This window comes from Thermomicrobium roseum DSM 5159, assembly GCF_000021685.1.
GTDB classification, from domain to species: domain Bacteria; phylum Chloroflexota; class Chloroflexia; order Thermomicrobiales; family Thermomicrobiaceae; genus Thermomicrobium; species Thermomicrobium roseum.
Map to the genome: position 1 here is coordinate 1,663,692 of NC_011959.1, position 26,428 is coordinate 1,690,119.

Consider the following 26,428-nt stretch of genomic DNA (forward strand, 5'->3'; position numbering starts at 1 on the left):
GTGCGCGTGGGGCCTGGGAGCGCGTTCGAGGACGAAGTGGAAGGAGCGATACGTGCGGTTCGGAGCGCACATGTCGATCGCTGGAGGAGTCGATCGGGCCATCGACCGCGCCATTGAAATCGGCTGTGAAGCCGTGCAACTGTTCACCAAGAGTAGTAACCAGTGGAAAGCTCGGCCGCTCACCCCGGACGAGATCGCCCGCTTCAAAGAGAAAGCAGCCCGCTACGGTCTCCCGACCGTCGCGCACGACAGTTACCTCATCAATCTCGCCAGCCCGGACGATGCCTTGTGGGAGAAATCGATCACTGCATTCCGCGAAGAACTGGAACGCTGTGAGGTTCTCGGCATCCCTTACCTGGTCACGCATCCCGGTGCGTTCGGCGAAGCAGGACTCGAGTTCGGTATCCGACGCGTCGCCGAAGCGCTCAACCGACTCCACGCCGACCTGCCCGGCTACCGTGTCATGACGTTGCTCGAGACGACAGCTGGCCAAGGCTCGAGCCTCGGGTACCGGTTCGAGCAGCTCGCCGCGATCGTCGAACGGGTCCGCGAGCCGGAACGCGTCGGCTACTGCTTCGACACCTGTCATGTCTTCGCCGCCGGGTACGAACTCCGCACGCCCGAGGGTTACCGCGCCACCATGGACGAGTTCGACCGCATCCTCGGTTTGGACCGGCTCTTCGTCTTCCACCTCAACGATTCCAAGCGCGAGTTGGGTTCGCGGATCGATCGGCACGAGCATATCGGTCAGGGGAAAATCGGCCTCGAGGGATTTCGTCTTCTCGTCAACGATCCGCGTTTCGCCGAGCATCCGGGGCTGCTCGAGACCGAAAAGAGCCCGGAGCTCCACGAGGATGTGGAGAATTTGCGCGTCCTGCGCAGTCTGGTGGCCTCCTGACAAGAGGGACCTGTCCGGCGAGCATGGACGACGGGAACGTGACGAGAATGGTATGATGAGGATGCGGCAGCGACCGGAACCGACTCGGTACACTCGAGAGTAGGCTCTGTCGGCTGGCCGTCTGGCACTTCCAGAGAGCGGTGAGGTTCGTGACGGAAAGCGTCGCGCAGATCCTGAGCGATCTTTCGCGGGAAGCCGAGGAGGCGATCCTCGCTCTCGAGCGTCATCTGCACGGGATTCGGAGCCGAGTCGATACGCTGACGAGCGAACTCGAGCAGCAGCGCCTGCGCATGCAGCTTCACGTCGAAGAGCGGCTCGTCGATGCGGGCGGGAAGCTGCCGGAGGACGAACTCCACACCTTGCAGTCTTTCGAGGATACGCTGGCCAGTCAACTGGCACGAGCCCAGGCATTGGGCCGGCAACTTGCCGGGTTTCTGCAGCTTTTGGCAGTCAGCCGCCAGCAGCTCAGCGGCAGCGGTACCTTGCCCGATCTGAAGGCAGCCAAAGACCTGCTCGTCCGACAAGCGATGGTGCGGGCGCAAGAAGAGGAACGCCGCCGTTTGGCGCGCGAAATCCACGACGGCCCAGCCCAGGTTCTGGCCAACGCCATCCTGACGATCCAGTACCTGGCCCGACTGATCGAGCGCGGTGACATCACCACCGAAGAGCTGCGCCAGGAACTGGATCGGGTGGAAGCGATCCTGCGCGCGGGATTGAGCGAGACCCGCCAGTTCATGTTCGCCCTCCAGCCGACGACGCTCCAGCAGCACGGCTTGCTCCGCACGCTCGCGCTGTACCTGGAGACGTTACGCCGGCAATTTCCCGCTCAACTCGTCGTCGAGCTTCCCGAAACGCTCCCGCCGCTCACGCCCGAGCAGGAACTGGCTGCCTTCCGGGTGATCCAGGAAGCGCTGCACAATGTCCAACGCCATGCTCATGCCAGCCACTGCTGGCTAAGGATTTTCGCGCATCCGTCCGAAATAGTCATCGAGGTGGCGGACGACGGGCAAGGCTTCCGTCCTGGTGCTGTCGTTCCGACCTCGAGCGGTGGATTCGGCTTGCGAGGGATGCGCGAGCGCGCCGAACTTGTCGGCGGCCAGCTCGAGATCCAGAGCGAACCGGGGCACGGCACGACGATCCGGTTGCACCTCTCGTTGGCGACGGCCAGCGGCGAGGAAGGTACCACGACCGGCACAGCAGAGGAACGTGCGCCGATCGAGGAACAGAAGGAGCGGATCGCATGAGCCCGATCAACATCCTCATCGTGGACGATCACCCGCTCTTCCGGAGCGGTATCCGCTGGAGCCTGGAGCAGAACCCCCAGTTCGTCATCGTCGGCGAGGCAGCCGACGGGAGCGAGGCACTGCGCTTGGCCGACGAACTCTCGCCGGACGTCATCCTGGTCGACCTCAGCCTTCCCGGCATGAACGGATTGGAAGTCGCCCGAGCTCTCAAGCGCCGGCAACCGCAGGCTGGCGTGATCATCCTCACCATGCACCAGGACGACGAGCAACTGTTCAATGCGATCCGAGCCGGAGCCTCGGCCTACTGCACCAAAGACATCGAGCCCGAACAACTGATCGATGTCATCACCCGTGTCGCGCGCGGCGAATATCTCATCAACGAGATGGTTCTCTCTCGCCCCTTCGTCGCCTCGCGGGTCCTCGATCAGTTCCGCGAACTCTCCCGCCTCGACCGCACATCGAGCGGCTTTTTCTCTCCCTTGACCCCGCGCGAAATCGAGATCCTCGATTGTGTGGCCCGCGGGTACAGTAACAAGGAAATCGCTCAGGCGCTCAACATCAGCGATCAGACCGTCAAGAACCACATCACGTCGATCCTGCGCAAGTTGGCGGTCAACGACCGTACCCAGGCAGTGATCTATGCGCTCCGCCACGGCTGGATCAAGCTGGAGGATACCGAGGACAGTCTCCCTGGCCCCGCCCCCAGTTTCGGTCGCGAGCGCGGACGACGCTAGCGCCGGCTGAATTGCCGCTCCAGTTCCTCGGTGCTCAGATGAACCACCGTCGGGCGCCCATGCGCGCAGGCGTTGGGGACGCGGCACTGCTCGAGTTGGCGAATGAGTTCGCGCATCTCGGGAAGCGAGAGTTCCTGTCCCGCCCGGATCGCTGAGTGACAGGCTGTGCTGATGGCCACGCGCTCGAGCGGGGTCGTGCCGCGCCCACCCGCTGCGAGGTCGTCGAGCACGGCGATCAGGACCTGCTCGATGCTGCGTTGGACCACTGCCGGAACCGCCCGGACAGCGACCGCAGCCCCACCGAAGGGCTCGAGTTCCCAGCCGAGCTGGACCAGCGCGTCACGGTAGCGCTCGACGGTGGCCAGTTGCACGGGAGAAAGCTCGAGCACCAGCGGCTCCAAGAGCGCTTGCTGCTCGACACCACGTGCCTCCAGCTGCGCGAGCAACCGATCCAGCAGGATCCGCTCATGGGCGGCATGCTGGTCGATCAGATACATGCCGTCCGGCCCCTCGGCGATGATGTAGGCTTGCCGAACTTGCCCCAACACGCGCAGGACCGGCAGCCAGTTCGCCGAGTCGGCCGAGCGAGTGCTCGATGGGGCATCGACCAGTTCTTCGGGCGTGCCAGGGCGGCTGCTGCTGAGTTCCCGCGTCGGATCAGCGACCTGGAGGCGACGTTGCACGACTGACGGCGAAAGCGGGCTGAACGTCACCGGTGGCGGCGGGTTTTCCGGCACGTGAGCCAAGAGGGTGCGGCGGACTGCCTCGTACACCGCAGCGGCCACCGCTCGCTCGTCGGCGAAACGCACTTCGCGCTTAGTCGGGTGCACATTGACGTCGACCCGATCCCCAGGCAGCGACACCGCCACGACCCCGATCGGGTAGCGTCCGACCATCAACAAGGTGTGATAGGCCTGTTCGATCGCTGCCACCAGGGTGCGGCTCTCCACCCAACGCTGATTGACCAGCACGAACAGCGCTTGCCGGTTGGGACGAGACACGCGGGGTAGACCGACTGCCCCCTGGACCACGATCTCGCCCGCACAGTACTCCTCGAGCCGGAGCATCTGCGTCGCCGTCTCGGCTCCATACACTCCGATCAGCGCATCGAGGAGATCACCGCTCCCGCCGGTCGCCAGCACCGTTCGTCCGTCGTTCGTGAGTTCGAACCGGACCTCCGGACGAGCCAGAGCGAGCGCAGCGAGCGTCCGTTGGATGAGGGCAGCCTCGGTCGCATCCTGGCGCAAGAAACGCCGTCTAGCCGGGACATTGGCGAAGAGATCGCGAACGGTCACCACGGTTCCCGGCGCAGCCCCGATCGGCTCGACCCGCCCGGGGCGTCCGTAACGAACGAGCAACCGCGCTCCATAGGGAGCATCCGGTACCCGCGAGACGATCTCGCACTCGCTGACCGCGCTGATCGCCGCCAGGGCCTCGCCGCGGAAGCCATAGCTCGCGAGCCTCGCCAAGTCCTCGAAGCGGTGCAGTTTGGAGGTAGCATGCCGCTCGACGGCCAGCGGCAGCTCGTCCGGTGGAATCCCCGTCCCGTCATCCTGGACACGGATCAACTCTCGGCCACCCGCGACGATCTCGACGCGGATCGTCCGAGCCTCCGCATCCAACGCATTCTCAACGAGCTCCTTGACGACCGATGCCGGTCGCTCGACGACTTCACCGGCAGCGATCCGTCGAACGGTCGCCTCGTCCAGCCGGACGATCGGCATGACGACGTTCCCCCTCGCGCCAGTATACCCCTAGGGAAGCACGGCAAGAGGCAAGCGCTCCCGCCCACTCGGAACCCGGGAGAAGCCACCAGTGCGCACCCTGGAGAGACCTGCCGCACAGACCTCGCCCGCTTGCCGGTGCAATCTTTTTGCGATAGGGTACGCGCTGAGGAGAGGCGACGAGCGACGACCGAGGGGTAGGCGTGAACCCGCGGACGATCACGGTCAGCTTCAGCCACCTCGAGACTACCAAGATCTTGATCCCCCTGGAAGCACTGTTGCTGCACGTTCACGAACTCGTTCAGGATGCCGCGGATGAGCCCCCGTATGCGCGCTGGGTGCGCGACACGTCGGATGACTTGCTGGCTGCACTCCGGCAACAGCTGAGTGCGGTGCGCTGGGGCGAGGGGCTCCTCCGCATCGAGCTGGATCCCGATCGGGTGGGACTGTTGGCAGCAGCGCTCGGGGGTCTGCGGCGCCGGATGGAAACGACTGACCGCGAGGGCACGGCATCAGCGCTCACCGTGACGCGCCAGCGCCTCTGGTTGACGATACCGTTCGAATTCCCGTTGGCCTGGTGGTTGAGTCACGACGTCGTCCAGGGCGAATTGCTCCCCCTTCTGCGAGCCTCGTACACCCGTACTGATGATGCCAGCGAGCGATCGCATGCCGAGCGCATCCTGCGCAGCACCGAGCGGGTACTGAGCCTGAGCGATTCCGAGGCCCTTCGCCTGGAAACGGCCCTCGCCGACTTGGCCTGGTTGGCGGCAGCGGCCGAGCGGACACCCCCTGCCCGGCGCCTCCATGGCCTCTTGGAGCACCTCCTCGACCCGCTCGTCCAAGAACGCTACCGAACCTATCGTTCGGGTCAACGCGAGCGTGTCACCGGCCAGTCGCACGCCACGTTCACCCCGCCCAGTAGAGACGGGCCAGCATCGCACAGCCGGAGCCGAGCAGAAGCGGATACTGCCGCCCGACCACCATCGGCCACTGCTGCACCCGGACAGCCAGGTTCGGTGTGGCGGCGCCTGGCTGCTGCCATGCTCGATGGAATCGTGTTCTGGGTATTCTCCGCCCTCTTGGGTGCTCTCGTGTTGGTCTTGTTCGTCGGTGAGTCACCCGGGCTCGTCGTTCTTCCCGCAGGCGTCTACGATGCGCTCAGCTCGTTGATCGGATTGGCGCTCGGGATCAGCGTCCCCTATGCCTATTGGGTGTATCCGGTCGGGCGTTGGGACGCGACGTTGGGCAAGCGAGCCTTCGGTCTCATGGTCGTCGATCGACGAGGTGCGCCCCCGGGGCAGGCCAAGGCACTCGGCCGAGCGCTGCTCGTGATCCTTCTCGGTTGGCTCGCTCTCTTGCCCTGGTGGCCAGTCCCCTTCCGGATCGATCGCCGTGGTCTGCACGACTTGGCCACAGACGTGTGGGTCATCGATGAACGGAGGACGAATAGAGCGGCAGCGCTGGGTGGAGGGTCCGGGTCGGGCATGGGAGCAGCGTTCGCGACTAGGGTCAGCGGAAGAGAGACCGAGGAAGGAACGTGGCGCAGCCGAGTGTGGTTCGGTGAGGCGTCCGGTAGCTGAAGAACGGCCGAACATCGATCGGTGAGGAACCTCGTCACACTCGTTCACGCCGCAATGCGCCTCGCCCTATCCTCGTTTCCACGTGTTCCTGATCCTCTTTGACATGATGACGCAAGACCCTCGACAGCACATGCAACGTCGATCGGCAGCGCTGCCGATCTTCCACCGGAAGTGAGCAGCGAGCGACGGCCACGTCCGGCCTGAGCAGCTCGATATCTCCGGGGCAGCAGAATCTTGACAACTGAAGCATCATCGATTAAGCTCTGAAATGGAACTTCCGCACGCGGAACGGAGCAGGTTCGTCCCTGAGAAGGAGGGACGCGATGTATGTCCTTGACACGCCGGCAACTGCTCGGCTCGATCTCCGGTACCTTCGCCTCCGCACTCGTCGTTGCTTGTCGTGGTGGTCAACAGCAACCATCGCCGAGTCCTGCGGCGATCGTCGCGCCGACACCAACCAACACTCCGGCAGCAATGCCTACAGCGGTGATGAACGCCACACCGACTCCGCCGCAAGAAGCAGTCCGCCGAGGAGGGATTCTCCGCATGAATCTGCCCGGAGATCCCGCGAACCTGGATCTGCACCAGGCAACCACAAGCACTGACCTCTGGTGCGTGGCACCCTGTCTGGAAACACTCCTCGAGTTCGATCCCAACGACCAGACCAAGATCCTGCCTGATCTCGCCATCCGCTGGGACATCTCGCGCGATGGCCTCACCTACACCTTCTTCCTGCGCCAGGGTGTCCAGTTCCACGATGGCAGCCCCTTCACCAGCAAGGACGTCCTCGTCACCTTCCAGCGCATCATCTCCCCTCCCGAGGGCGTCAACAGCCCCCGCAGCGTCTTCTTCAACACCGTCGAGCGCATCGAAACCCCCGACGACGTCACCGTCCGCTTCGTCCTCAAGCAACCCGACCCCGCCCTCCTCTACAACGTCGCCATCCCCTGGACCGGCATCTACCCCGCCCACCTCATCGAAGCCGGCGCCGACCTCCGCGACACCAAAAACCTCATCGGCACCGGCCCCTTCAAGTTCAAAAGCTATACCCCAGGCGTCACGTACGAACTCGAAAAGAACCCGAACTACTGGAACCCGAACCTGCCTTACCTCGACGGTATCGTCTTCTATCCGATGGCCGATCCCAGCGTGGCTGCCCAGGCATTGATCGCCGGACAGATTCACTTGAATCGAGGGCTCGGGGTACCACCGCTCGACCTGTTTCAGGGGCACGCCGACATCCGTGTTGCCGGCATTCCTACGACGCTCGTCTGGCGCCTCGTCCTCAATGGACGCCAGTTCGAACCATTCCGGGACCCGCGAGTACGCCAGGCGATCTCGCTCGCCATCGACCGCGAGGCGATGATCGCGGCCATGACCGAGGGGCGCAGCGTCCTCTCCGGCTGGATGCACCCCTACGGTGCCTGGGCCTTGCCCGAAGACCGTGTGCGCCAGGCGCGGGGTTTCGGGAAGGACAAGGAGGCCGATCGCCAGCAGGCCAAGCAACTCTTCGCCGAAGCCGGCTTCCCCAACGGTTTTGATGTGGAACTTCTCGCCTTCGCGCTCGGTACTCCAGTCACGCAAAGTCTCGTGGCGGATCAACTGGGACAGATCGGCATCCGTGTGAACGTGCAGAACCTCCAGCTCGGCGAGTACGTCCAGCGGGTCGTCGCCCGCGAGTTCCAGATGTCGCTCGGCTTCAATGCTCCCTGGGTGGACGAGCCCAAGTCGACCTTCGGCGCCTGGATCACCAGCAACGAGCAAGCCAGCTTGACCGGCCTATGGTCGGACGAACTCATCCAGCTCTATCAGCAAATCGAGCGTGAACTCGATATCGACAAGCGCAAGCAGTTGACGCACGAACTGGACTTCCGTACGCTCGACGACCCGGTCTTTGGCATGATCTACGTCTACCGTCCCGTCATCTGGCACGTCTTCCGGCCGGCGATCCTGGCCAACTGGACTCCGCAGCCGAACTACAACCTGACCGAAAAGCATGCGACGACGTGGCTCCGCTCCTGACCAGGACGGCGAGCGCGGCCGGGAAACGTGCGGGAAGGTGAACGACGATGTTCGTCCAGTATCTCGTCCGGCGAGCGATCGGTGGGTTTCTCGTCGTCCTCATCGCGACGTTCGTCGTCTTCACCTTCATTCGTCTCGCTGGTGACCCGGCCGCGCTGATCGTCGGTGGAACCGGAGAGAACATCACCATCAATCCCGCGCGTGTCGAGCAAGTGCGCCGCGAACTGGGGCTGGACCGCCCCCTGATCATCCAGTTTTTCGACTTTCTTGGTGGGCTGGTTACCGGTGGTCTCGGCAATTCCTACGTCACTGGACGCCCGATCGCGGATGAGCTCCGCGTACGTCTGCCGGTGACCATCGAAATCGCTTTTCTGTCCGAGTTCATGGCCTGGGTCTTCGCCCTTCCGCTCGGACTCTTCAGTGCCCTACGACGCGGTCGCTTCACCGAGGGGATCACCCGCGTCTTTTTCTTCATCGCCTCGGCCGTCCCAGCCTACTGGCTCGGACTCCTCGTGCTCATCGCCGTCCTACTCGTCTTCGGATGGCGACCGCCCCTCGGTCTCGTCCCACCGACGCAGAATCTCTGGACACATCTGCAGCAGATCATCCTACCGATCGTCGTCCTCGGTTTCGTGCTGGCAGCGGGACTGGTTCGCTTCATCCGCAATGCCGTCCTCGAGGTGCTCCAGGAGCCGTTCGTCCAGGTCGCACGAGCCAAGGGACTCGCGGAATCGACGGTCGTACTCCGGCACGTTCTCCGCAATGCCTTCGCGCCGACGATCGCCTTCTCGGGGCTGCGCGTCGGATACCTGCTCGGCGGTGTGGTGATCGTCGAGACGACGTTCAATCTTCCCGGTCTCGGACTCTTCTTCGTCGATGCGGTCTCGCGGCGCGACTTCCCCGTCATCCAGATAGCGGTTCTCATCTTGGGGAGCGCATTCGTCATCATCAACCTGCTCACCGACATCGTCACCTCGTTCCTGGATCCCCGGTTGCGCGAGAGAGGCTGAGAGATGGCTGAAGCGGTCGCCGCGCCGATCACCCCGACCCGCACCCGTGTCACCCGCCGCCGTGTCCCCTGGATCGGGCTCATCGTCTCGCTCGCACTCACCCTCATCGTCTTGACAGGGATCGTCGGACCGAGCATCAATCCGAGGTCACCGACCGCGACGAATGCGGCGGCCCGCCTCAAGCCACCGTCCGCTGGGTACCCGTTCGGGACCGACGAGCTTGGTCGCGACATCTTCACGCGCGCTCTTTACGGCCTCCGCACGACGCTCCTGATCGCCGTACCCGGCGGGTTGGTCGGTACGATCATCGGGACGCTTCTCGGACTGATTGGCGGGTACCGACGCGGGCTCATCGACTTTCTCCTCCAGCGCGGGGTGGAGATCATCACAGCCATCCCTTCGCTGGTCGTCGCGAGCGTGGTCGTGGCCGTACTCGGACCTGGGCGCATCCAGTTGGTCGGCGCCATCGCGTTATCCCTGACTCCCGTCGGGGTCCGTGTCATGCGTGCTGCCGCGTTGCGCGTCTCCGAATCGCTCTTCTGTGAGGCCGCCCGCGCGCTCGGAGCCAGCCACTGGCGGATCATGCTCCGCCATGTGCTCCCGAACTGCCTCGGACCGGTCGCAGTACTCTCCTCCCTCAACCTGGGAGCCGCGATCTTCGTCGAGACCGGCTTGAGTTTCCTCGGACTCGGCGTTCAACCACCCAACCCCTCCCTCGGCAACATGCTGACCGGTGCTGCCTCGCTCTACTTCACTCGCGCTCCCTGGATGGTCATCTTCCCTGGTCTCATCGTCACCATTCTGATCCTTTGCTTCAATATCCTGGGCGACATGCTGGCCGACTACTTCGATCCACGCTTGCGCAGCCAGACCAACGCGTGAACGACTACCGGCCGCAGGCTGCTGCGCCTGCTCTCGCTCAGCACGCGCAGTAGCCTGTATCGCCGCCCCTGCCCGACCATGGCATGCAGGTTCGTCACCGCATCGAAGCCGCGGCTCACTCGAGCGACCAGACCAGATCTTCGGCCACTGTCGCTCCAGACACTCAGCATCGCGCGCCGAAAGAACCCTCGAGTCCGTTCCACGGCGATCGGTCGACCACCACGTGCGCCTTCGAGTCCTGACCTTCACCCTGTGCGGAATCACCTGCTGGGTCCGGTACCCGCGGCACGCCACAAAGAAGAAGGAAAGCGCGGCAGGAGGAGATCGTGCACGCCGCGGTCACCGCGCCTGCTGCCCCCTCCTGCCCCGTGCGTCGACCCGTGCACGCCCCACCCGCGGGGTTGAGCAGTGCAAAGGGCCTTCAGAACCCCGTCACGGCTGTCCGCCCCGGCCGCTCACCCTGCCTGACCGCGCGCTCCGCGCGGAACCGATCGAGGCGAGGAGAGAGAAAGCATGGCGCATTCGCATTCCCTGTCGTGCGAGACGCCGACCCGTCGATGGTGCCATTGGACCACCTCCCTCTTGCGTACTCAGTGGGGGTCTGCTACTCTATGGGTACCTACCGACGACAGATCCGCGTCGTGACGCGGAGTGTTCGAAAGGTCGAACACCATGGCACTTCTACGTACGGCAGAACGGACAGCGGTTTCGGCAGCACCGCGCACATCCCGGCTGGGACGCGATTTCTGGCTCGGGTATGCTTTGACACTTCCTGCCTTCGTCGTGGTGGTTGGGCTGGTCGCTTATCCCCTCGGCTACGCGTTCTGGCTCTCGTTGCAGGACATCAAGGTAGGCGGGCAAGGCCAATTCATCGGCCTGGGTAATTACGCACGCTTGCTCTTGGATAGCGAAAGCCGGATCTACGGACTGTTCTGGAACAGCGTGAAGGTAACGGCACTCTACACCGCGGGCGCACTGGCCGGCAAGTTCATCATCGGCATGATCAGTGCTATTATTCTGCATTCACAGATACGGGCTCGCCATTTTTGGCGAACTCTCTTGTTCATACCCTGGGCCATTCCAGCAGTGGTATCTGCGTTCACCTGGAAATGGATCTACAATGATGTCAATGGTGTCCTCAATACGCTCCTGACGAATCTCGGGCTCGTCGAGCGCCCGATCCTGTTCCTGGCTGACCCCAAGCTCGCTCTCTGGTCCGTCCTGATCGCCGCAATCTGGCAAGGGTCACCCTTCTGGACGATGACCTTTCTGGCAGGTCTCCAGGCCATCCCGCGCGAACTGTACGAAGCTGCGGCGATCGATGGTGCAAATCCGCTGCAGCAGTACTTCCGTATCACTCTGCCCCTGCTCACCCCGGTGATCACGGTGACCGTCATGCTCTCCGCTATCTGGACTTCCAACGCGATCCAGTACGTCTACATCCTCACCAACGGTGGACCAGCTAACGTCACCGAAACCTTCCCCTTGCTGGCTTACCACGAGGGGATGACCGCTTACGATCTGGGGATCGCGTCGGCCATCCCGCTCGTCTTCTTCCCGATTTTCGCGATCCTCATCTACTTCCTCACTCGACGCATGCTGCGCCAGGAAGGATGAAGCGATGGCCGAGGCGATCCGTCCAGTCGAATCATCCCGACCACGCGAGCGCGGGCTCATCCTCTGGCTCACGCAACAGAACCGCGCCTACTACCTCGTCGGCTATCTTCTGCTGCTCGCACTCGCGCTCTGGACGCTCTTCCCGGTGTACTGGCAATTGGCGACCTCCCTGCGCGCCGATGTCGATCTTTTCAGCCCCACTGTGACACTGGTTCCCCGTGTCCTTACTGGCGAGCACTACGAGAAGATTCTCGGTCCCAGTTACCCCTTCCTCCGCCAGCTTCGTAACAGCGCTGTCGTCGCGGTCGCCACCACGGTCGTCTCCACGCTGCTCGGAGCCATGGCAGGGTATGCACTCACCCGGCTCCGCTTCGCCGGACGCACGGTTCTGGCACGCTTGCTCGTCTATGCTTACCTGGCCCCAGGCACGATCCTCTTCATCCCGCTCTTCGTCATGATGAGTCGGCTCGGCTTGCGCGATAACCTGGTCGGACTCACGCTCGCCTACCTCACGTTCACGGTTCCCTTCGCGACCTGGATGCTCATGGGCTATTTCCGTACCGTTCCGATCGAACTCGAGGAAGCCGCGCTCATCGACGGTGCGAGCCGGTGGCAGGTCCTCTGGCGCATCATGGTTCCCCTGTCCGGTCCTGCGCTCGTCGTCGCTGCGGTCTTCGCCTTTACGCTCTCCTGGAACGAGTTCCTCTATGCGCTGGTCTTGCTGCAGAAACAGCAAGTCATGACCGCTCCCGTGGGGCTCGCCGCGTATGTGGTCGGCGACCAGTACTACTGGGGACAGATGATGGCCGCTGCGACCATCATGTCCCTCCCGCCGCTCGTGATCTACCTCTTCGGGCAACGCTGGGTGATCGCTGGTTGGACAGCTGGAGCAGTCAAGGACTGAGGGAACGAGAGGAGGAGACCCATGGCCAACGTTTTCTCCCGTCGCCGATTTCTCGCCGTGACCGCAGCCACGCTGGGCGCAACGCTGGCCGCTTGTGCCGGTGGTGGGCAAGCTACGCCGACTCCAGCCCCGCAACCCAGCCCGACACCTGCACCGGCCGCGACTCCCACCCCGGTTGCTGCTACTACGCCGACACCGGCTGCCGCCCCGACCCCGACCGCTGTCGCCGCCCAAGCGCCTGCACTCACCCCGATCCCGGGTCGCGAAGTCGTGGTCTGGCAAACGGTCGACTATCTCCCCGAGACGACTGCACTCATCAAGCAGCGGCTCGAGGAGATCGCCCAGAAGAACGGTTTCACCATCTCCTTCGAGGAAATTCCCAACAACCCGCAAGGCTACAACCGCTTCAATGCGGCCGTTCAAGCGGGAACGCCGCCGGATATTTACCGGCTCTACGATTATCAGACCCAGTTCTGGCGGGCTCAGGGGCAAACGACCGATGTCACCGATCTGGTTGCTCCCTTCATTCAGCAGAAGGGAGGTGTCTGGCAACCGGTCGAGCTGACCTGCACCTTCAAGGGACGCTGGTATGCTTCACCGCTCGCCGTCAATGCCTGGCCTTTCCATACGCGCCAGGATCTTCTCGATCAGGCTGGCTTCAAGTACCCGGCCAACTGGGACGAGTTTCGCCAGCAGGGGAAGACGCTCACCAAACCACCGCTCTACTACTATGGCATGACGCTCGGCCGGATCAATGACACCAATAACCACACCCTCGGCATGGTCTGGACTTTCGGTGGGAAATTGCAGAACGAGGACGGCTCGCTCGCCGTGACCGCTGATGACAAAGCTTGGCTCGACTGCCTGGCGCTGATTCAGACCATGTATGTCGAAGACCAGATCATCCCGCCCGGATCCGTCAACTGGAATGATGGCGACAATAATCAGGGCTACCAGAGCGAGCAGCTCGTCCTCACCTCGAACCCGACGAGCATCTACAACTGGTTGCTCAAGAACAAGCCGGAACTCGCCCAGAAGACACGGTTCTACAGCTACCCAGCTGGTCCAGCTGGTTCATTCGGCCAGGTCGACGTCTGGACGGAGGGACTGTTCAAGAACGGGAAGGGTGGTGACAACGCACGCATCCTCCTCGTCGCTCTCATGGATCCGGTCTGGTACGAGAACTACATCAACGAGCAGCTCAAAGGGCGCTTCATCCCCTGCTGGAAGGACATGATCGAGCATGACCTCTGGCAAAAGAATGAACTCTACAGCGAGTACCAGAAGATCATCTCCACCGGACGGATCATGGCCTACGCTGCACCACCGCTCGGGGCTTTCGGCGAACTCGCCACTAAGTTCGTGATCGGCGACATGATGCAGGACCTCTGCGTCCGGCGACTCTCGCCGCGCGAGGCACTGGCCAACTTCGTGAAAGCCGCGCAGGAGATCTGGAGCAAGCCCGAGAACCGGGCCTGAACTGGAACAATTCGTAGGATCTCGTGCGGGGGATGCGTGACGCGTCCCCCGCTGCCATCATGCAACAGCGAGGACAGATCGATGACGACCGCCCGCGTTCGCTTCGGCGATACCGCTCGCGCACCGCTCCTGGCTGGCTGTGCGACTTTCGCGCGACTCCTCGCACCGACGCTCGGTCCGCTGGGGCGTACGGTCGTCATCGAACAAGTGCTGAAGCCTGGCTCGGTCGAGGTACTCTCCACTGCTGCTCTCATCGCGCGCCGGACCTTCCGGCTGCCCGATCCGTTCGAGAACGCTGGAGCCATGCTGCTCCGCCATGCGGTCTGGCGCGTCTACGAAGAGACCGGGGACGGCACGGCGACCACCGCCGTTCTCGCCGCTCGCCTCCTCCGCGAGTTGCACCAGCTGCTTGCCGCTGGTCTTGCGCCGACGGCACTCATCCGCGCACTCGACGAGAGCGAGACACTCGTCCGGCGCACACTGCGCTCGCTCGCCCGACCGGTCGACGATATCCGCGACCTAGCGGGTCTTCTGGCACCGCTGGACCTTTCTCCCGAAAGGACCAGCGAGTTTCTCGAGAATCTGGAGGCACTCGGTCCCGAAGGAATCGTCCTGGTCGATCCGAGCGAGCGCAGCGAGATTCACTGCGAACTCGTTCAGGGCGTGCACTGGCAGAGTCGTCTCCTCGCACCGGAACTCCTTCCCTCCAGCCAGGCACGCTGGCAGCTCGTCGAGCCGCGCATCGTGCTAACCGACTGGACGGTGAGCGAATCGGAACAACTCCTCCCGATCCTCGAAGCGTGTGCCCGACATCGCGTTCGCCGCTTGTTCATCGTCGCTGGTAAACTCGAAGGCCAAGCCCTCGCACTGCTCGCCGCCAATCTGGCTCGGGGTATTCTGGAGCAGGTCGCCGCCGTTGCCGCGCCATCGGTCGGCCTCCAGCAGATCCGCATCCTCGAAGATCTGGCCGCCCTGACCGGCGGCCGTGCCATCCGGCACCAGGCAGGCGAGCGTTTGGAGGATGCTCGCATCGGCGATCTCGGCAGTGCTCGCCAGGTTACCGGCACGCGGTGGACCTTCGCGATCCTCGGTGGGCGCGGCCAGCGGGCAGCGATCCAGCAGCGGATCGCCCTGGCCGAGGCCGAACTGGCAGCCGCAAGCGACGAAGACGACCGTCGGCGAGCACGCGAGCGCCTGGCCAGACTGCACGGCACCTTCCTCCAGGTCCGCGTCGGTGCCGCGACCCCGACCGAGCGAGCGTATCGACTGTCCATGGTGGAGCGACTCGCGCGCACCATCCAGATCGCCCAAGCGAGCGGTCTTCTGCCCGGTGGAGGCGCGAGCTTCGCCGTTGCGGCGCGCGCACTTGCGGACGACGGAACGAGCCGCTCACCGGAAGAACGCGCCGTCTTCCGCGCTGTCCGCAAAGCATTGCTCGAACCGTTGTGGACCCTCGTCGCCAATGCTGGACGGGATCCAGCCACCGTCACAACCCGCGCGCTCGCTGTCGCGCCGGATTTGGTTTACGATGTGTGCGCTGACCGCTGGGTCGAGCCCTGGTCGGCTCGTCTGCTCGATCCGCTCGGCGTCCTCGAAGCGGCAGTCCAGACCAGTTGGAGCCTGGCACGGAGCTTTCTCACCACCGAAGTCCTCGTCCACCGGACCTGGCCCGCATCGAGCGCGGAGCCCTGAACACGAGGGGATCGTTACCCATGACACGAGTAGCCTGGCAGCGGCTCGTCCGGCCGACCGGCGGCGCGGTACTCTCCCTCGCCACCGATGGGCACATCCTCCTTGCGGGAACAGCCAGTGGCGCATTCGTAGCAACGCGGCCAGGCGAGACTTGGGTACCCCTCCCCTTTCCGGCGAACTGGGGGCGCTTGGAATTGGCGAATCCGGTCGCGATCGCTCCCTGGGGCGATCGCTACATCGCGACACCCTCCGGTCTCTATCGCTCGAAAGTCGATGGAAGCTGGCAACGCTGTCTGGAAGCGACCTCGATCGTCGCACTCCGCACGAGCCGAGAGGGTGAACAGCAACTCGTCGTCGTGGCTGATCAGCTCGACGGAGTGCTCATCTCTCCCGACGCTGGAACCAGCTGGGAAGCAGCGAATGCGGGATTGGCCACTCAGGTCGAGATCGTTGACCTCGCGCTTTCGCCCCGGTTCGCGGAGGATCACCTCGCACTGCTCGTGACCAGCGATGGCGTTTTCGTCAACCGATCGCGTCGCTGGCGCTGGCAGGCGGCCGCTCCGGTACCTGGTCTCCTCGAGTGCGGTGCTTTCCTGACAAACGAGAGCGGGCGCGTCTCCTGCCTGGTCGGTGGGGACGAGGGACTGTTCCGCTCCGACGACCGTGGCCGCTCTTGGCGAGCCATCTCCCTCCCCCACCAGGGAAGTTGGAGTGTCCTGGCCACCGATCGCGCAGGGAGGGTCGTCGCTGCGGCCAGTGATCGCTCCCTCGTCTGGTCATCCGACGGTGAGCATTGGGAAGCGCTTCCGGACCTTCCCAGTCCCGCCCTGAGTCTCGCTGTCCTCGACGAGCGATGGCTGGTCGTCGGAACCCTCTCGCAGGGATGCCTCCTCGGTGAGCGACCGGTCAGGACGTGGCGGGAGTGGAACGATGAGTTGTACGGTCACTTCCCGCTCGGCATCGTCGTCCGCGCCAACGGTGAGCTGGTTACGAGCGACTATTCGGGGACGGTGCTCCGCTCGCCTGACGAGGGTCGAACCTGGGAGCGCGTCGTACTCGATCGTGGCCTCGCCCAGTTTGCTGGCGGTGCAACTGGTCCGCTTTTCGCACTGGCACTCGACGCAGTCCTTCGCTCATCCGATGCACTGCACTGGCAAGAGATGTACGCGCTCGACGACATCTCCGAATCGACCTGGCTTCTGGTCAGCGATGACGGGCGTACGGTCTTCCTGATCGAACACGATGTCGAGCCGACGCTCGAGCCCGTCGTGTTACTACACGCGTCGACCGATGGTGGGATCACCTGGCAGACCAGCGAGAGCGAGGCGTTCGCGCTCGTCCAGGGAGCAGCGCTGGCGCCGAACGGGAGCGCGCTCGCCCTTCTGACGGTGCGGATGGAAGAGCTGCGCCAGGCTTTGTCCATCCGCACTCTTCCTGATGGCGATTGGCGACACTATCCCTGGTCGGAACCGTTGCCTGAGACCGGTATCGTCCGCATGCTGTGGTCAGAGAACGGGGAAGCCATTCTGGTCGTCGCTGAGAACGAAGTCTGGATCGTTCGCCAGCCGCTCGGCCGCCCGCTGATCCGTTTCGTCGAGGAACTCGACAACCCGGTCTCAGCCCTCGGCCGGGCGGGTAAGACCGGATGGTTCATCGCTACTGGCACGAGTCTTTGGTACTGCGAGACGACGGGAGAACTCCGCAAGTTGGAGCCGAGTCTTCCGCAACACACCATCGTTGCGGTCACGGGCGGACGAGCGGTCGGAGCGCTGCAGGGCTACGCTGCCGATGTCGGCGGGACGATCTGGCGATTCGCCGAGGAGTGAGCCACCGCCCAGGCGGATACGCTCGAGTCAAAGCGCCCCGAGCGAGCGGCCACCGAGCCGCTGCGCGGATCGGTTCGCGAGAAGAGAACCGGCTCTCGACCATCCACCGAGGCTGGATCAGTCCTCGCGAACACAGGAAATGACGCTCGTTCGCTACACTTGCTCGAGCACGATGATGACAGGGAGGATCGACCATGCCGACGCAACCGAGCAAAGAACTGGAACGCATTCCCAACCCGAAACCAGAGCGGGACTACGAGATCGAGATCACGACCAACGAGTTCACCTGCGTCTGCCCGAGAACCGGTCAGCCGGACTTCGCGACGATCACCATCCGCTATGTGCCCGACCAGTGGATCGTCGAGCTCAAGTCGCTCAAGCTGTATCTCTGGTCCTATCGGAACGAGGGGCACTATCACGAGGAGGTCACCAATACCATCCTCGACGACCTGGTACGGACGCTCGAGCCGCGCCGGATGACCGTCATCGCTGACTTCAACATCCGTGGTGGACTCCATACCGTGGTCACCGCTCGCTACGAGCGCACGGCCGAGGGACCAGCGCGACTGGCAGCGGATTGAGTGCACTGGTAAACGACTGGAGCGCCAGTCGCTCTGCAGAGCGCCCGGACTGCAGAGGGGAAAGCGCTCTCCCTTCGTCACGGTTGGCCCGCCGACTCGTCTGTCGCCCCTCGAGCGATGGAGCGGTTGGGCAGCACCTCTTGTCGCATCAATGTGACCAAGGCGCCTTCCGCGCATCTTGACAGCTCTCCGCCTGTGTTCTATCTTCATCACTGAAGCTTCAGATTGGGACATCGATCGTCGTTTCGAACCGGTCAGAAGGTCATCCGGCCGATGCCGGAGCCAGAGAGCACGGCGGAGATCAGTAGGTCACGGCAGCACATCCGCCTCGAGTGATCGTCAGCAATTCGGCTATCAGTTCGAGGGATGGTCGGTGCGCGATTCGATCACGAGCGAGCGAACGGCGGGCTGTCATTAGCTGAGCGGAGGTCACGCATGAGCACGATCTTGCGCTTTCCGAGCCCCTTCGAGGTCGAGACGCCAGCCGGGTGCGAGGGCTGGGAGGCGATGTACCCAGCCTACATGCGTTTTTCCCAAGCCCGCCGCGATTCGGAAGAGTCGCGCCTCTGGTTCTACAACGGCATGCACTTCCCGGAGCCGATCTCTCCCTTCGACGTCATCACCGCTGAGGCGTTCTATGTGGCGATCGGGGAGATGAACGCGCGCTTCTTTTGCATTCCGCCAGCACTGGGCGTCGACTTTCGCGTCCTGAACGGCTACGTTTATATCAGCGGCATTCCGGTGACCGATCCCCAGAAGATTCAGGAACGCGTCGAACTCTTCCAGCGCCGAGCTGGTCATTACTACGAGAACTGGGCGTCCATCTACGAGGACTGGAAACAGCGCGTCGTCCGCGAAATTCAGACCCTGGAAGGGATCCCATTCCCCGAACTTCCCGAGATCGAGCCGGAGGAACTCGTCTTCGCTCATCGCGGCATCGGTACCTCGATGACGATCCTGGAAAGCTACAACCGCGTCATCGAAGCATTGTTCCGCATCGCTCAGATCCATTGCGAGATCGTGATGATCGGCTTCGCTGCGTACCTGACCTTCTACGATTTTTGCAAGCGTTTCTTCCCGGAAATTCCGGACCAACAAGTCATCTTGATGGTGTCGGGTATCGACGTCAGTATGATGCGACCCGATCAAGAACTGCGAGCACTGGCCCGAAGAGCGGTCGAACTCGGTATCGCCGATGCCTTCGTCGAGGGTCGTTCCTGGCGTGAGGTCTTCGCGGAACTCCAGCAGCACGACAACGGGCGTGCCTGGCTGCAAGAATGGAACCAACGTGGCGATCCGTGGTTCTGGATCAACGCAGGCGACGGCCTCCAGCACCAGTTCCGCGCATGGCGCGATGATCCCAGCCCGATCTTCGCCGTCTTGATCGAGTACGTCAGGCGTGTGCGACGCGGCGAGTCGATCGAGCGCGACACATCGAGCGTGCGTGAGGAGCGGGAGCGGATCACTGCCGAGTACCGGGCGCTTCTTCCGACGGATACTGACCGCCAGGCGTTTGACCAGTTGCTCGCGCTCGTCCGCCAGGTCTACTATGCCATCGAAGATCACAAATTCTGGGTCGATCATTGGTTCATGAGCCAGTGGTGGAACAAGCTCCGCGAGTTGGGTACACTCTTCGTCGAACACGGTTTCTTCCGTGCGGTGGATGATATCTTCTATCTGCATTGGACGGAAGTATATCAAGCACTCACTGATCTTCTGCTCGCGTGGTCGATCGGGACCGAGGCTTTCGGTCCCCGGCACTGGCCCGCAGCCATCGAGCATCGCAAGATGCTGCTCGCCAAGCTGCGAGCATTCAATCCACCACCAGCGCTCGGAGTCGTCCCCGAGCAGATCGCTGATCCTGCGATCGTCATGCTCTGGGGCATCACCCCAGAACGCCTCCGAGCCTGGATCACCAGGGAGAAGAGCAACATCCTGCGCGGCTTCGCAGCTTCACCAGGTGTCGTCGAAGGTCCAGCACGCGTCATCTTCGACGTCGCGGAACTCCAGACCGTACAGGATGGCGAGATCCTCGTCTGCTCGGTCACCGAGCCCAGCTGGGCTCCCGTCTTCGCCCGTGTCCGCGGCATCGTGACCGACATCGGTGGAGTCATGTCCCATGCAGCGATCGTCGCGCGCGAGTATGGCGTACCAGCCGTGCTCGGCACCGGGATCGCGACCAAGCGTATCCGTACCGGACAACAGCTGCGCGTCGACGGAAACGAGGGCACGGTGACGATTTTCGAGTGACTCGCTGAGATTCCCAAACGGCGGTGAGACCACTGGACATGTGGCTGTGCGGCATGCAAGGCGGATTCGCGGACGAGGAGTCGACGATGGAATTGACCCCCGAGGATGTGCAAGAGATTCTCCGCATACTCGAAGAATCATCGTTCGATGAACTCTACCTGGAAACGCCTCAGCTCAAGCTGATCGTTCGTCGGGGACCCAGCGGTACGCGTACCGCCCCTGTCCCCAGCAGCACAGAGGCACCATCGGACGAAACAGTTCCCTCTCCTCAGGAAGACCGATCGACCGTGCTGCCATCAACGACGACACCAGTGGCGCCTGGCATCTCGAGCGAAAATAGGATGAACGACCAACTGGTCCCCATTATGGCACCACTCAAGGGAATCTTCTACCGAGCCCCTCGTCCCGGCGCTCCGCCTTTCGTCGATATCGGGAGCATCGTCCAAGACGATACCGTTGTCGGAATCATCGAAGTGATGAAGCTCATGCACTCCATACAAGCTGGAGTCACTGGAACCATCGTACAAGTCTGTGTCGAGAACGGCCAAGCCGTCGACCGCGGCCAACCCTTGTTCCTGGTGCGGGCAACCATTGCTGCCGACACGGCCGACACACCGATCACACCATGAGGGAGGAACGACGTGGCTCCGCGTATCCAGCTCATCGACGTCACGCTCCGTGACGGCAATCAGAGCCTGTGGAGCGCGATCGGAGTCGATACGCGCACGGTAGCAGAGGTCGCTCCGTGGATCGACCGTGCTGGGTTTGCATCGATCGACTTTACGACGAGCACCCATATGGCGATCAGCGTCCGCTACCATCGTGAGGATCCGTTCGAGAAGATCCGGCTCGCTCGACTGTTGATGCCCAACACACCGCTCATCTTCATGACGACCGGCATGCGGTTCATCACTTGGGAACCTGCACCGCGCGCCATCATGCGGCTCGCTTTGCGCGTCGTCGTCCGGCATGGTATCCGCCGTGTCCAGATCGTGGAGCCGATGAACAATATGAGCGCGCTGCTGGAGGCTGCTCGCATCGCTCGCGAAGAAGGAGCCGAGCAGGTCGTTGCCGGGCTCGTCTACAGCATCAGCCCAGTCCATACTGACGAGTTTTATCTCCGGTGTGCGGAGGATCTCGCCCGCGAGCGCCAACTCCTCGATCGGGTCTATATCAAGGATCCGTCCGGATTGCTCACACCAGAGCGTGTCCAGACGATCGTGCCAGCGCTCCGACGAGCACTCGGGCCAGATGTACCGCTCGAAATGCATTCCCATTGCACGATGGGCATGGCACCGCTCTGTTACTTGCGTGCTGTCGAACTCGGTGTCCAGACCGTTCACACCGCTATTCCGCCGCTCGCCGAGGGAACATCGTTGCCTTCCGTCTATCGGACGGTCGCGAACTTGCGGGAACTCGGCTTCGAGGCGGAAATCGATCTGCAACCGCTCACCCACGTGACGGCGTATCTCGAGAGGCTGGCACGTCGCAAGGGGTATCCTGTTGGGCAGCCGCTGGAGTACGATGTGTCCTTTTACCGCCACCAAGTGCCGCGAGGAATGATCACGACCCTGCGCCGGCATTTGAAGGAAGCGGGAGCAGAGCATCCGTTCGAGAAGGTGCTCGAAGAGATCGTCCGTGTCCGTGCTGAATTGGGCTATCCCATCATGGTCACCCCCTACTCGCAACTCGTCGCGACACAAGCGCTCCTCAATCTGGAAGCGCAGGAGCGCTATGAGAAGGTGCCTGACGAGGTGATCAAGTACGTGCTCGGGCGCTACGGTCCACCACCAGCACCGATCGATCCCTGGGTACAGGAACGGGTACTCTCGCTGCCGCGAGCACGTGAGCTCGATGTTCCAGTTCCCGAACCGACTCTCGAGGAACTTCGGCGGGCGTTCGGTTCCTCCATCTCGGACGAGGAGCTGCTCTTGCGCTGGGCACTTCCGAGCGATCAGGTCGATGCTGCATTGGCTCGCAAAACTGGGAATGTGGCCCTGTCCGGTAACAGGTACCGGCACCCGCTCGCCCAGCTGATCGCCCATGTCGCACAGCAACCATCTATCAGTTACTTCCATCTCGAACGAAATGGCGTCCGCCTCACGCTCGGTCGTCATTCGACTTCCCAGTAACAGCACGAACGAGAGGAGCATCGACATGACAGCGCGGCCTACGGACCTCCGCCGCGTACGGGCTTTCGTTTTCGATGTCGACGGCACACTGATCCTTTCGGACAACCCCAGTTGGACAGGAGCGATTCCCCTCCCCGGGGCAGTCGAACTACTGGCCTGGCTCCGCGCGCATGGCTATCCGTTCGCCCTCTTCACGAGCGGAAGCACGGAATTGCCACAGACCTATGCGGCACGTCTCCGATCGGCCGGTCTCCATCTCGAGGACTGGCAAGTGGTCACGACCGGCGTTACTGCGGCAGAGATCATCGCGACCGAGTATCCGGGACGAAGTGTCTATGTCCTGGGCGAAGAAGGGACGCGTGCACCGCTCCGTGCGCGCGGCATCTCTCTTGTCGAGGGAGAGGATGCTCGCCGAGCAGGTGTGGTCTTGGTTGGATGGAGCCGAGCGCTGACGTATGATCAACTCGACACCGCATGCTGCGCGGTCTGGAACGGGGCCGATCTCTTGGTCACGTCGGGTGCTCGAGCCTTCGTCTCCAAACGCGGGCTGCAGCCGGGTTGGTCATGGTCGATAGCTCTTGCCATCGCGGAGACCACCGGCAAAGAGCCTCGCGTTGTCGGAAAGCCTTCGGTAGCTGCACTCCGCGCAGTTGGTCGTCTCTTAGGAGTGGAACCGCGCGAACTCGCTGTCGTCGGTGATGACCCGGACTTGGAACTTCGCATGGGCCGCGAGGCAGGTGCACTGACTATCCAGGTACGTACCGGACGAGGCACCGCAGCGATCGATACCCCAGTGAGCGGCGACCTCGTCGTAAGCGGTGTCGACGAGCTTCTCACGCTTCTGCAGAACACGCCAACGAAGGAGGGTACCGCAGACCGGTAGGGAGCGTCACGCGATGGCTAACCGGAGATACTGGAACGAAGCGATGGAAACGATCGATGCTGCGGAACTGTGGCGGCTCGAGGACGAACGGCTGCGTTGGCAGTTGCGGTGGATCTGGGAACATTCGCCATTCTATCGCCAGAAGTTCGCCGAAGCCGGGATCGATCCGTTATCAATCGGGCGCGACTCGCTGTATCGTTTGCCGTTCACGGTCAAGGAGGAAGTGCGTCGAACCCAGGAGGAATATCCGCCACTCGGCGGGCATGCCTGTGTACCGCTCGAAGAGGTGGTACGCATCCATGCATCTTCGGGAACGACCGGCAAGCCGACGCTTGTCGGCTTGACTGAAGCCGATGCTCGCATGTGGAACGAGATCCTCGCTCGTTTTCTCTGGGCCACTGGCGTGCGCCCAGGCACTCGCGTCTGGCTCTCCGTGACGCTCGGCTGGTACATTGCTGGCCTCAGTTTCTACGAAGCGCTGCGCCAAATTCGCGCAACTGTCTACCCGGCTGGAACGATGGAGGCAACCCGCACGTTCAACGTCGTGCGTCGAGCTGGAGTCGATTACATGATCTCCAGCCCGACCTTCGTCAATTATCTCACCAATGTCGCTCGCGAGCGGCTCGGGATCGATCCAGGCTCCCTGGGCCTCAAGGCGATGGCACTCGGTGGAGAACCAGGCGCTGGCGTGCCACAGATTCGCCAGCAGATCGAAGAGACGTGGCGATGCAAGGTGTACGATGCCATGGGTACCGCCGACTTTGCGCCGATCCTCTGGACCGAGTGTGAAGCCCAAGCAGGCATGCACTTCATCGGACAAGGATTCGTTATCGCTGAGTTCATCGATCCTGAAACAGGCCAGTCCATCGAGCCCAAAGAAGGTCTCTTGGCCGAACTCGTCTATACAGCTATCCAGCGTGAATGTGTTCCCCTCATTCGTTTCCGAATCGGCGATCTCGTTCGGATCGAGGGTACTGGCAAGTGCGAGTGCGGCCGCACTGGGATACGGATCCGCTGTGTCGGCCGCGTCGACGACATGTTCATCGTCCGCGGCGTCAACGTCTTCCCGAGTGCAGTCGCCGACGTCATTGCCTCCTTTCGACCACGCGTCACTGGCGAGTTCCAGATTCGTCTGCCGCCACGCGGGCTCCCTATCGAGCCCCCCGTGCCTGTCATCGTCGAACTCGGTCCCGAGCCGGGTGACCTCCACCGGCTCAAGCGGGATCTGGAAGAAGCGATCCGTTCGCAGCTCATCTTCCGCGCCGTCGTCCAACTCGTCCCCAAAGGGGAACTCTCTCCGACCGGTACCATGAAGCGACAGGTCATCCTCCGAGAAGAACGCTAACGATTTCTCCTGTTTCGGCATGAATCGTCTCTTCCACGATCCGGCACCTGACCACGCGGTGAGCGTGCCTGCTGGATACCCGACCGCGCTCCGTCTAACCGGGTGACCACTCCACCCCACGCGAACAGGAACGACCCCTTTCGCAGTCCGACACGCGTTTTCTCCTGCTCTCGCGCTCCAGCAGTTGTTCATTGGGACAACACATGTGAGTCCTCCCCGGGGAAGAGGGACATCGCGCCAGCTCCGCCTGGGACGGGAACCGACCGCACGGCAGCCGACACGTCCAGAGCAGGGCCAGGCAACCCCGAGAATCGACCTATTCTTCGACGATAGCCTTTGCAGCAACCCAGCGCTGTCCTGATCGAGCAGGACGGTTCAAAGCCGCTCGTCTCGAACGCACCCGTGCTGATCTCACCGACAAACGAGGTGCTCGTCGCTGAATCGAGCGAGACATCCCGCTCGTTTGCCGTCCGTTGCCACCAGAAGTCGAGTCGATCCACGACACGCTCTGTCCACCCACTGGCGAAGCTGCTCGCCTGAGCGTGACCCCGAGCCGCGGAGCCAGCCCCGTCTCCGGGACTCTCGGTTAGCCCACTCTTACGCTGCGAGTGCCCGTTGCAGGACCGCGAGCACTTCGGCATTGGCTCGCTGACTGACCCAAGCGGTCGGCGCGAAGACATCGAAACCGTGGAAGGCTCCCGCGAAGACATGCAACTCGGTCGGCACACCAGCCTGCATTAAGCGCTGCGCGTAGGCGATGTCTTCGTCGCGGAAGAGATCCGCTGTACCGACGAGCACATAGGCTGGCGGAAGTCCGGCCAGATCGTCCGCCCGGGCGGGGGCTGCATAGGGCGGCACGTCCGGACTCCCCGGCTCTCGACCGAGGTAGGCACGCCAGCCGATCAGATTCCAGTCCCGCGTCCAGATCAGGCGCGGATCAGTGATCTCGTAGCTCGAGGGGGTTTGGTTCCGGTCATCGAGCATGGGATAGATGAGAAGTTGGAAACGGACAGGCACCTCGCCGCGATCGCGCGCCAGGAGCGCCAGACCAGCAGCCAGACCTCCTCCCGCACTCGCGCCAGCGATGGCGAGTCGCTCGCGATCGACTCCGAGTTGCTCGGCGCGCTCAGCGACCCAGCGGAGCGCGGCATAACAATCTTCGAGCGGTGCCGGGTAGGGATGTTCAGGGGCCAACCGGTAATCGACCGAGGCAACCAGCGCCGGAATGCGCTGGGCCAACTCCGCACACTGCTGGTCGTTCATTTCCGGGGCGCCCATGACGTACCCGCCCCCATGGATCCACAAGAGTACCGGGAGCGGACCCGTTACCTCGCTCGGCCGGTAGAGGCGAACCCGTACCATCGTCCCATCGAAGGAATTGGGAGCGAGCTCATCGGTCACCGCGACATCGCTGGGCAGCGGGGGCAACAGGCTGGCGAGTGCCTCGCGCAGAATCTGGAGTCGCCGGCGGGCTAGCGAGATATCGCGGAGGTCGAGGAGGAACTCCTCGGGAATCTCTCGGAGTGCGGCAGCGAGCTCTGGATCGAGTCGCGCGAACACGGACATCGCTCAGCCTCCTCTTCCTTTCGTTGCCCGGGTGTAAAAACCACACCCTACCATGACGA

The 26,428-nt window shown here is 62.9% G+C and carries 20 protein-coding genes; 18 read left to right on the forward strand and 2 right to left on the reverse strand.

Translation table 11 applies throughout. The features are described from left to right. Positions 1 to 70 precede the first annotated feature (70 nt). The 3 genes from TRD_RS07800 (at position 71) to TRD_RS07810 (ending at position 2,876) form a co-directional block, all read left to right on the forward strand. The gene (locus TRD_RS07800; RefSeq protein ID WP_041436943.1) at positions 71 to 898 is read left to right on the forward strand and encodes a deoxyribonuclease IV; all 828 of its coding nucleotides are present in this window, start codon (positions 71 to 73) and stop codon (positions 896 to 898) included. Between the two features lie 149 nt (positions 899 to 1,047). Continuing rightward, complete coding sequence (locus TRD_RS07805) at positions 1,048 to 2,142, forward strand: sensor histidine kinase (RefSeq protein ID WP_015922610.1); 1,095 nt, start codon at positions 1,048 to 1,050, stop codon at positions 2,140 to 2,142. Then, positions 2,139 to 2,876: a response regulator gene (locus TRD_RS07810; RefSeq protein WP_015922611.1), complete on the forward strand. Its 738-nt coding sequence runs from the start codon at positions 2,139 to 2,141 to the stop codon at positions 2,874 to 2,876. Before TRD_RS07805 ends, TRD_RS07810 begins: the two co-directional genes overlap by 4 nt. Here the strand turns inward: TRD_RS07810 and mutL are convergent. Beyond that, positions 2,873 to 4,600: a DNA mismatch repair endonuclease MutL gene (gene mutL, locus TRD_RS07815; protein WP_015922612.1), complete on the reverse strand. Its 1,728-nt coding sequence runs from the start codon at positions 4,598 to 4,600 to the stop codon at positions 2,873 to 2,875. The genes TRD_RS07810 and mutL overlap by 4 nt on opposite strands. Positions 4,601 to 4,803: 203 nt before the next feature. Here mutL and TRD_RS07820 point away from each other — a divergent pair, with 203 nt between their 5' ends. From TRD_RS07820 to TRD_RS07890, 15 genes are all read left to right on the forward strand, one after another. After that, positions 4,804 to 6,180: an RDD family protein gene (locus TRD_RS07820; protein ID WP_015922613.1), complete on the forward strand. Its 1,377-nt coding sequence runs from the start codon at positions 4,804 to 4,806 to the stop codon at positions 6,178 to 6,180. A 327-nt stretch (positions 6,181 to 6,507) separates the two neighbouring features. After that, positions 6,508 to 8,202, forward strand: a complete 1,695-nt coding sequence (locus TRD_RS07825; protein ID WP_015922614.1) for an ABC transporter substrate-binding protein — start codon at positions 6,508 to 6,510, stop codon at positions 8,200 to 8,202. Positions 8,203 to 8,249: 47 nt separating this feature from the next. Continuing rightward, positions 8,250 to 9,212, forward strand: coding sequence for an ABC transporter permease (locus TRD_RS07830; protein WP_015922615.1), 963 nt, complete (start codon positions 8,250 to 8,252; stop codon positions 9,210 to 9,212). A 3-nt stretch (positions 9,213 to 9,215) separates the two neighbouring features. Further along, the gene (locus TRD_RS07835) at positions 9,216 to 10,094 is read left to right on the forward strand and encodes an ABC transporter permease (RefSeq protein WP_015922616.1); all 879 of its coding nucleotides are present in this window, start codon (positions 9,216 to 9,218) and stop codon (positions 10,092 to 10,094) included. Between the two features lie 672 nt (positions 10,095 to 10,766). Further along, on the forward strand, positions 10,767 to 11,711 hold the full coding sequence (locus tag TRD_RS07840) for a carbohydrate ABC transporter permease (RefSeq protein ID WP_015922617.1): 945 nt from the start codon (positions 10,767 to 10,769) through the stop codon (positions 11,709 to 11,711). Positions 11,712 to 11,715: 4 nt separating this feature from the next. Beyond that, the gene (locus tag TRD_RS07845) at positions 11,716 to 12,615 is read left to right on the forward strand and encodes a carbohydrate ABC transporter permease (protein ID WP_015922618.1); all 900 of its coding nucleotides are present in this window, start codon (positions 11,716 to 11,718) and stop codon (positions 12,613 to 12,615) included. Positions 12,616 to 12,636: 21 nt separating this feature from the next. Further along, the gene (locus tag TRD_RS07850; RefSeq protein ID WP_015922619.1) at positions 12,637 to 14,094 is read left to right on the forward strand and encodes an ABC transporter substrate-binding protein; all 1,458 of its coding nucleotides are present in this window, start codon (positions 12,637 to 12,639) and stop codon (positions 14,092 to 14,094) included. An 81-nt stretch (positions 14,095 to 14,175) separates the two neighbouring features. Continuing rightward, positions 14,176 to 15,786, forward strand: coding sequence for a TCP-1/cpn60 chaperonin family protein (locus TRD_RS07855; protein WP_015922620.1), 1,611 nt, complete (start codon positions 14,176 to 14,178; stop codon positions 15,784 to 15,786). A 20-nt stretch (positions 15,787 to 15,806) separates the two neighbouring features. Continuing rightward, positions 15,807 to 17,612: a beta propeller repeat protein gene (locus tag TRD_RS07860; RefSeq protein ID WP_015922621.1), complete on the forward strand. Its 1,806-nt coding sequence runs from the start codon at positions 15,807 to 15,809 to the stop codon at positions 17,610 to 17,612. A gap of 194 nt (positions 17,613 to 17,806) precedes the next feature. Further along, positions 17,807 to 18,193: a preQ(1) synthase gene (gene queF / locus TRD_RS07865; protein WP_015922622.1), complete on the forward strand. Its 387-nt coding sequence runs from the start codon at positions 17,807 to 17,809 to the stop codon at positions 18,191 to 18,193. Positions 18,194 to 18,628: 435 nt separating this feature from the next. Continuing rightward, positions 18,629 to 20,443, forward strand: a complete 1,815-nt coding sequence (locus tag TRD_RS07870; RefSeq protein ID WP_015922624.1) for a PEP-utilizing enzyme — start codon at positions 18,629 to 18,631, stop codon at positions 20,441 to 20,443. Between the two features lie 86 nt (positions 20,444 to 20,529). Continuing rightward, entirely contained in the window at positions 20,530 to 21,072 is a 543-nt protein-coding gene (locus TRD_RS07875) for an acetyl-CoA carboxylase biotin carboxyl carrier protein (protein WP_052294082.1), read from the forward strand. 12 nt (positions 21,073 to 21,084) lie between these two features. After that, positions 21,085 to 22,575 carry a biotin carboxyl carrier protein gene (locus TRD_RS07880; protein ID WP_015922626.1) on the forward strand — a complete coding sequence of 497 codons (1,491 nt, stop codon included), beginning with the start codon at positions 21,085 to 21,087 and terminating at the stop codon, positions 22,573 to 22,575. Positions 22,576 to 22,600: 25 nt separating this feature from the next. Beyond that, entirely contained in the window at positions 22,601 to 23,458 is an 858-nt protein-coding gene (locus TRD_RS07885) for an HAD-IIA family hydrolase (RefSeq protein ID WP_015922627.1), read from the forward strand. 13 nt (positions 23,459 to 23,471) lie between these two features. Then, on the forward strand, positions 23,472 to 24,803 hold the full coding sequence (locus tag TRD_RS07890; protein ID WP_015922628.1) for a phenylacetate--CoA ligase family protein: 1,332 nt from the start codon (positions 23,472 to 23,474) through the stop codon (positions 24,801 to 24,803). Between the two features lie 597 nt (positions 24,804 to 25,400). On the opposite strand, the gene TRD_RS07900 is transcribed toward TRD_RS07890, so the two are convergent. Continuing rightward, the gene (locus TRD_RS07900) at positions 25,401 to 26,369 is read right to left on the reverse strand and encodes an alpha/beta hydrolase (protein ID WP_015922630.1); all 969 of its coding nucleotides are present in this window, start codon (positions 26,367 to 26,369) and stop codon (positions 25,401 to 25,403) included. Between the last annotated feature and the right edge of the window lie 59 nt (positions 26,370 to 26,428).

What these genes read in the sequence shown, in the direction of transcription:
- TRD_RS07800 (WP_041436943.1), top strand. Translation starts at nt 71, where the DNA reads ATGTCGATCGCTGGAGGAGTCGATCGGGCCATCGACCGCGCCATTGAA.
- TRD_RS07810 (WP_015922611.1), top strand. Translation starts at nt 2,139, where the DNA reads ATGAGCCCGATCAACATCCTCATCGTGGACGATCACCCGCTCTTCCGG.
- mutL (WP_015922612.1), bottom strand. Translation starts at nt 4,600, where the DNA reads ATGCCGATCGTCCGGCTGGACGAGGCGACCGTTCGACGGATCGCTGCC.
- TRD_RS07825 (WP_015922614.1), top strand. Translation starts at nt 6,508, where the DNA reads ATGTCCTTGACACGCCGGCAACTGCTCGGCTCGATCTCCGGTACCTTC.
- TRD_RS07830 (WP_015922615.1), top strand. Translation starts at nt 8,250, where the DNA reads ATGTTCGTCCAGTATCTCGTCCGGCGAGCGATCGGTGGGTTTCTCGTC.
- TRD_RS07835 (WP_015922616.1), top strand. Translation starts at nt 9,216, where the DNA reads ATGGCTGAAGCGGTCGCCGCGCCGATCACCCCGACCCGCACCCGTGTC.
- TRD_RS07840 (WP_015922617.1), top strand. Translation starts at nt 10,767, where the DNA reads ATGGCACTTCTACGTACGGCAGAACGGACAGCGGTTTCGGCAGCACCG.
- TRD_RS07845 (WP_015922618.1), top strand. Translation starts at nt 11,716, where the DNA reads ATGGCCGAGGCGATCCGTCCAGTCGAATCATCCCGACCACGCGAGCGC.
- TRD_RS07850 (WP_015922619.1), top strand. Translation starts at nt 12,637, where the DNA reads ATGGCCAACGTTTTCTCCCGTCGCCGATTTCTCGCCGTGACCGCAGCC.
- TRD_RS07855 (WP_015922620.1), top strand. Translation starts at nt 14,176, where the DNA reads ATGACGACCGCCCGCGTTCGCTTCGGCGATACCGCTCGCGCACCGCTC.
- TRD_RS07860 (WP_015922621.1), top strand. Translation starts at nt 15,807, where the DNA reads ATGACACGAGTAGCCTGGCAGCGGCTCGTCCGGCCGACCGGCGGCGCG.
- queF (WP_015922622.1), top strand. Translation starts at nt 17,807, where the DNA reads ATGCCGACGCAACCGAGCAAAGAACTGGAACGCATTCCCAACCCGAAA.
- TRD_RS07870 (WP_015922624.1), top strand. Translation starts at nt 18,629, where the DNA reads ATGAGCACGATCTTGCGCTTTCCGAGCCCCTTCGAGGTCGAGACGCCA.
- TRD_RS07875 (WP_052294082.1), top strand. Translation starts at nt 20,530, where the DNA reads ATGGAATTGACCCCCGAGGATGTGCAAGAGATTCTCCGCATACTCGAA.
- TRD_RS07885 (WP_015922627.1), top strand. Translation starts at nt 22,601, where the DNA reads ATGACAGCGCGGCCTACGGACCTCCGCCGCGTACGGGCTTTCGTTTTC.
- TRD_RS07890 (WP_015922628.1), top strand. Translation starts at nt 23,472, where the DNA reads ATGGCTAACCGGAGATACTGGAACGAAGCGATGGAAACGATCGATGCT.
- TRD_RS07900 (WP_015922630.1), bottom strand. Translation starts at nt 26,369, where the DNA reads ATGTCCGTGTTCGCGCGACTCGATCCAGAGCTCGCTGCCGCACTCCGA.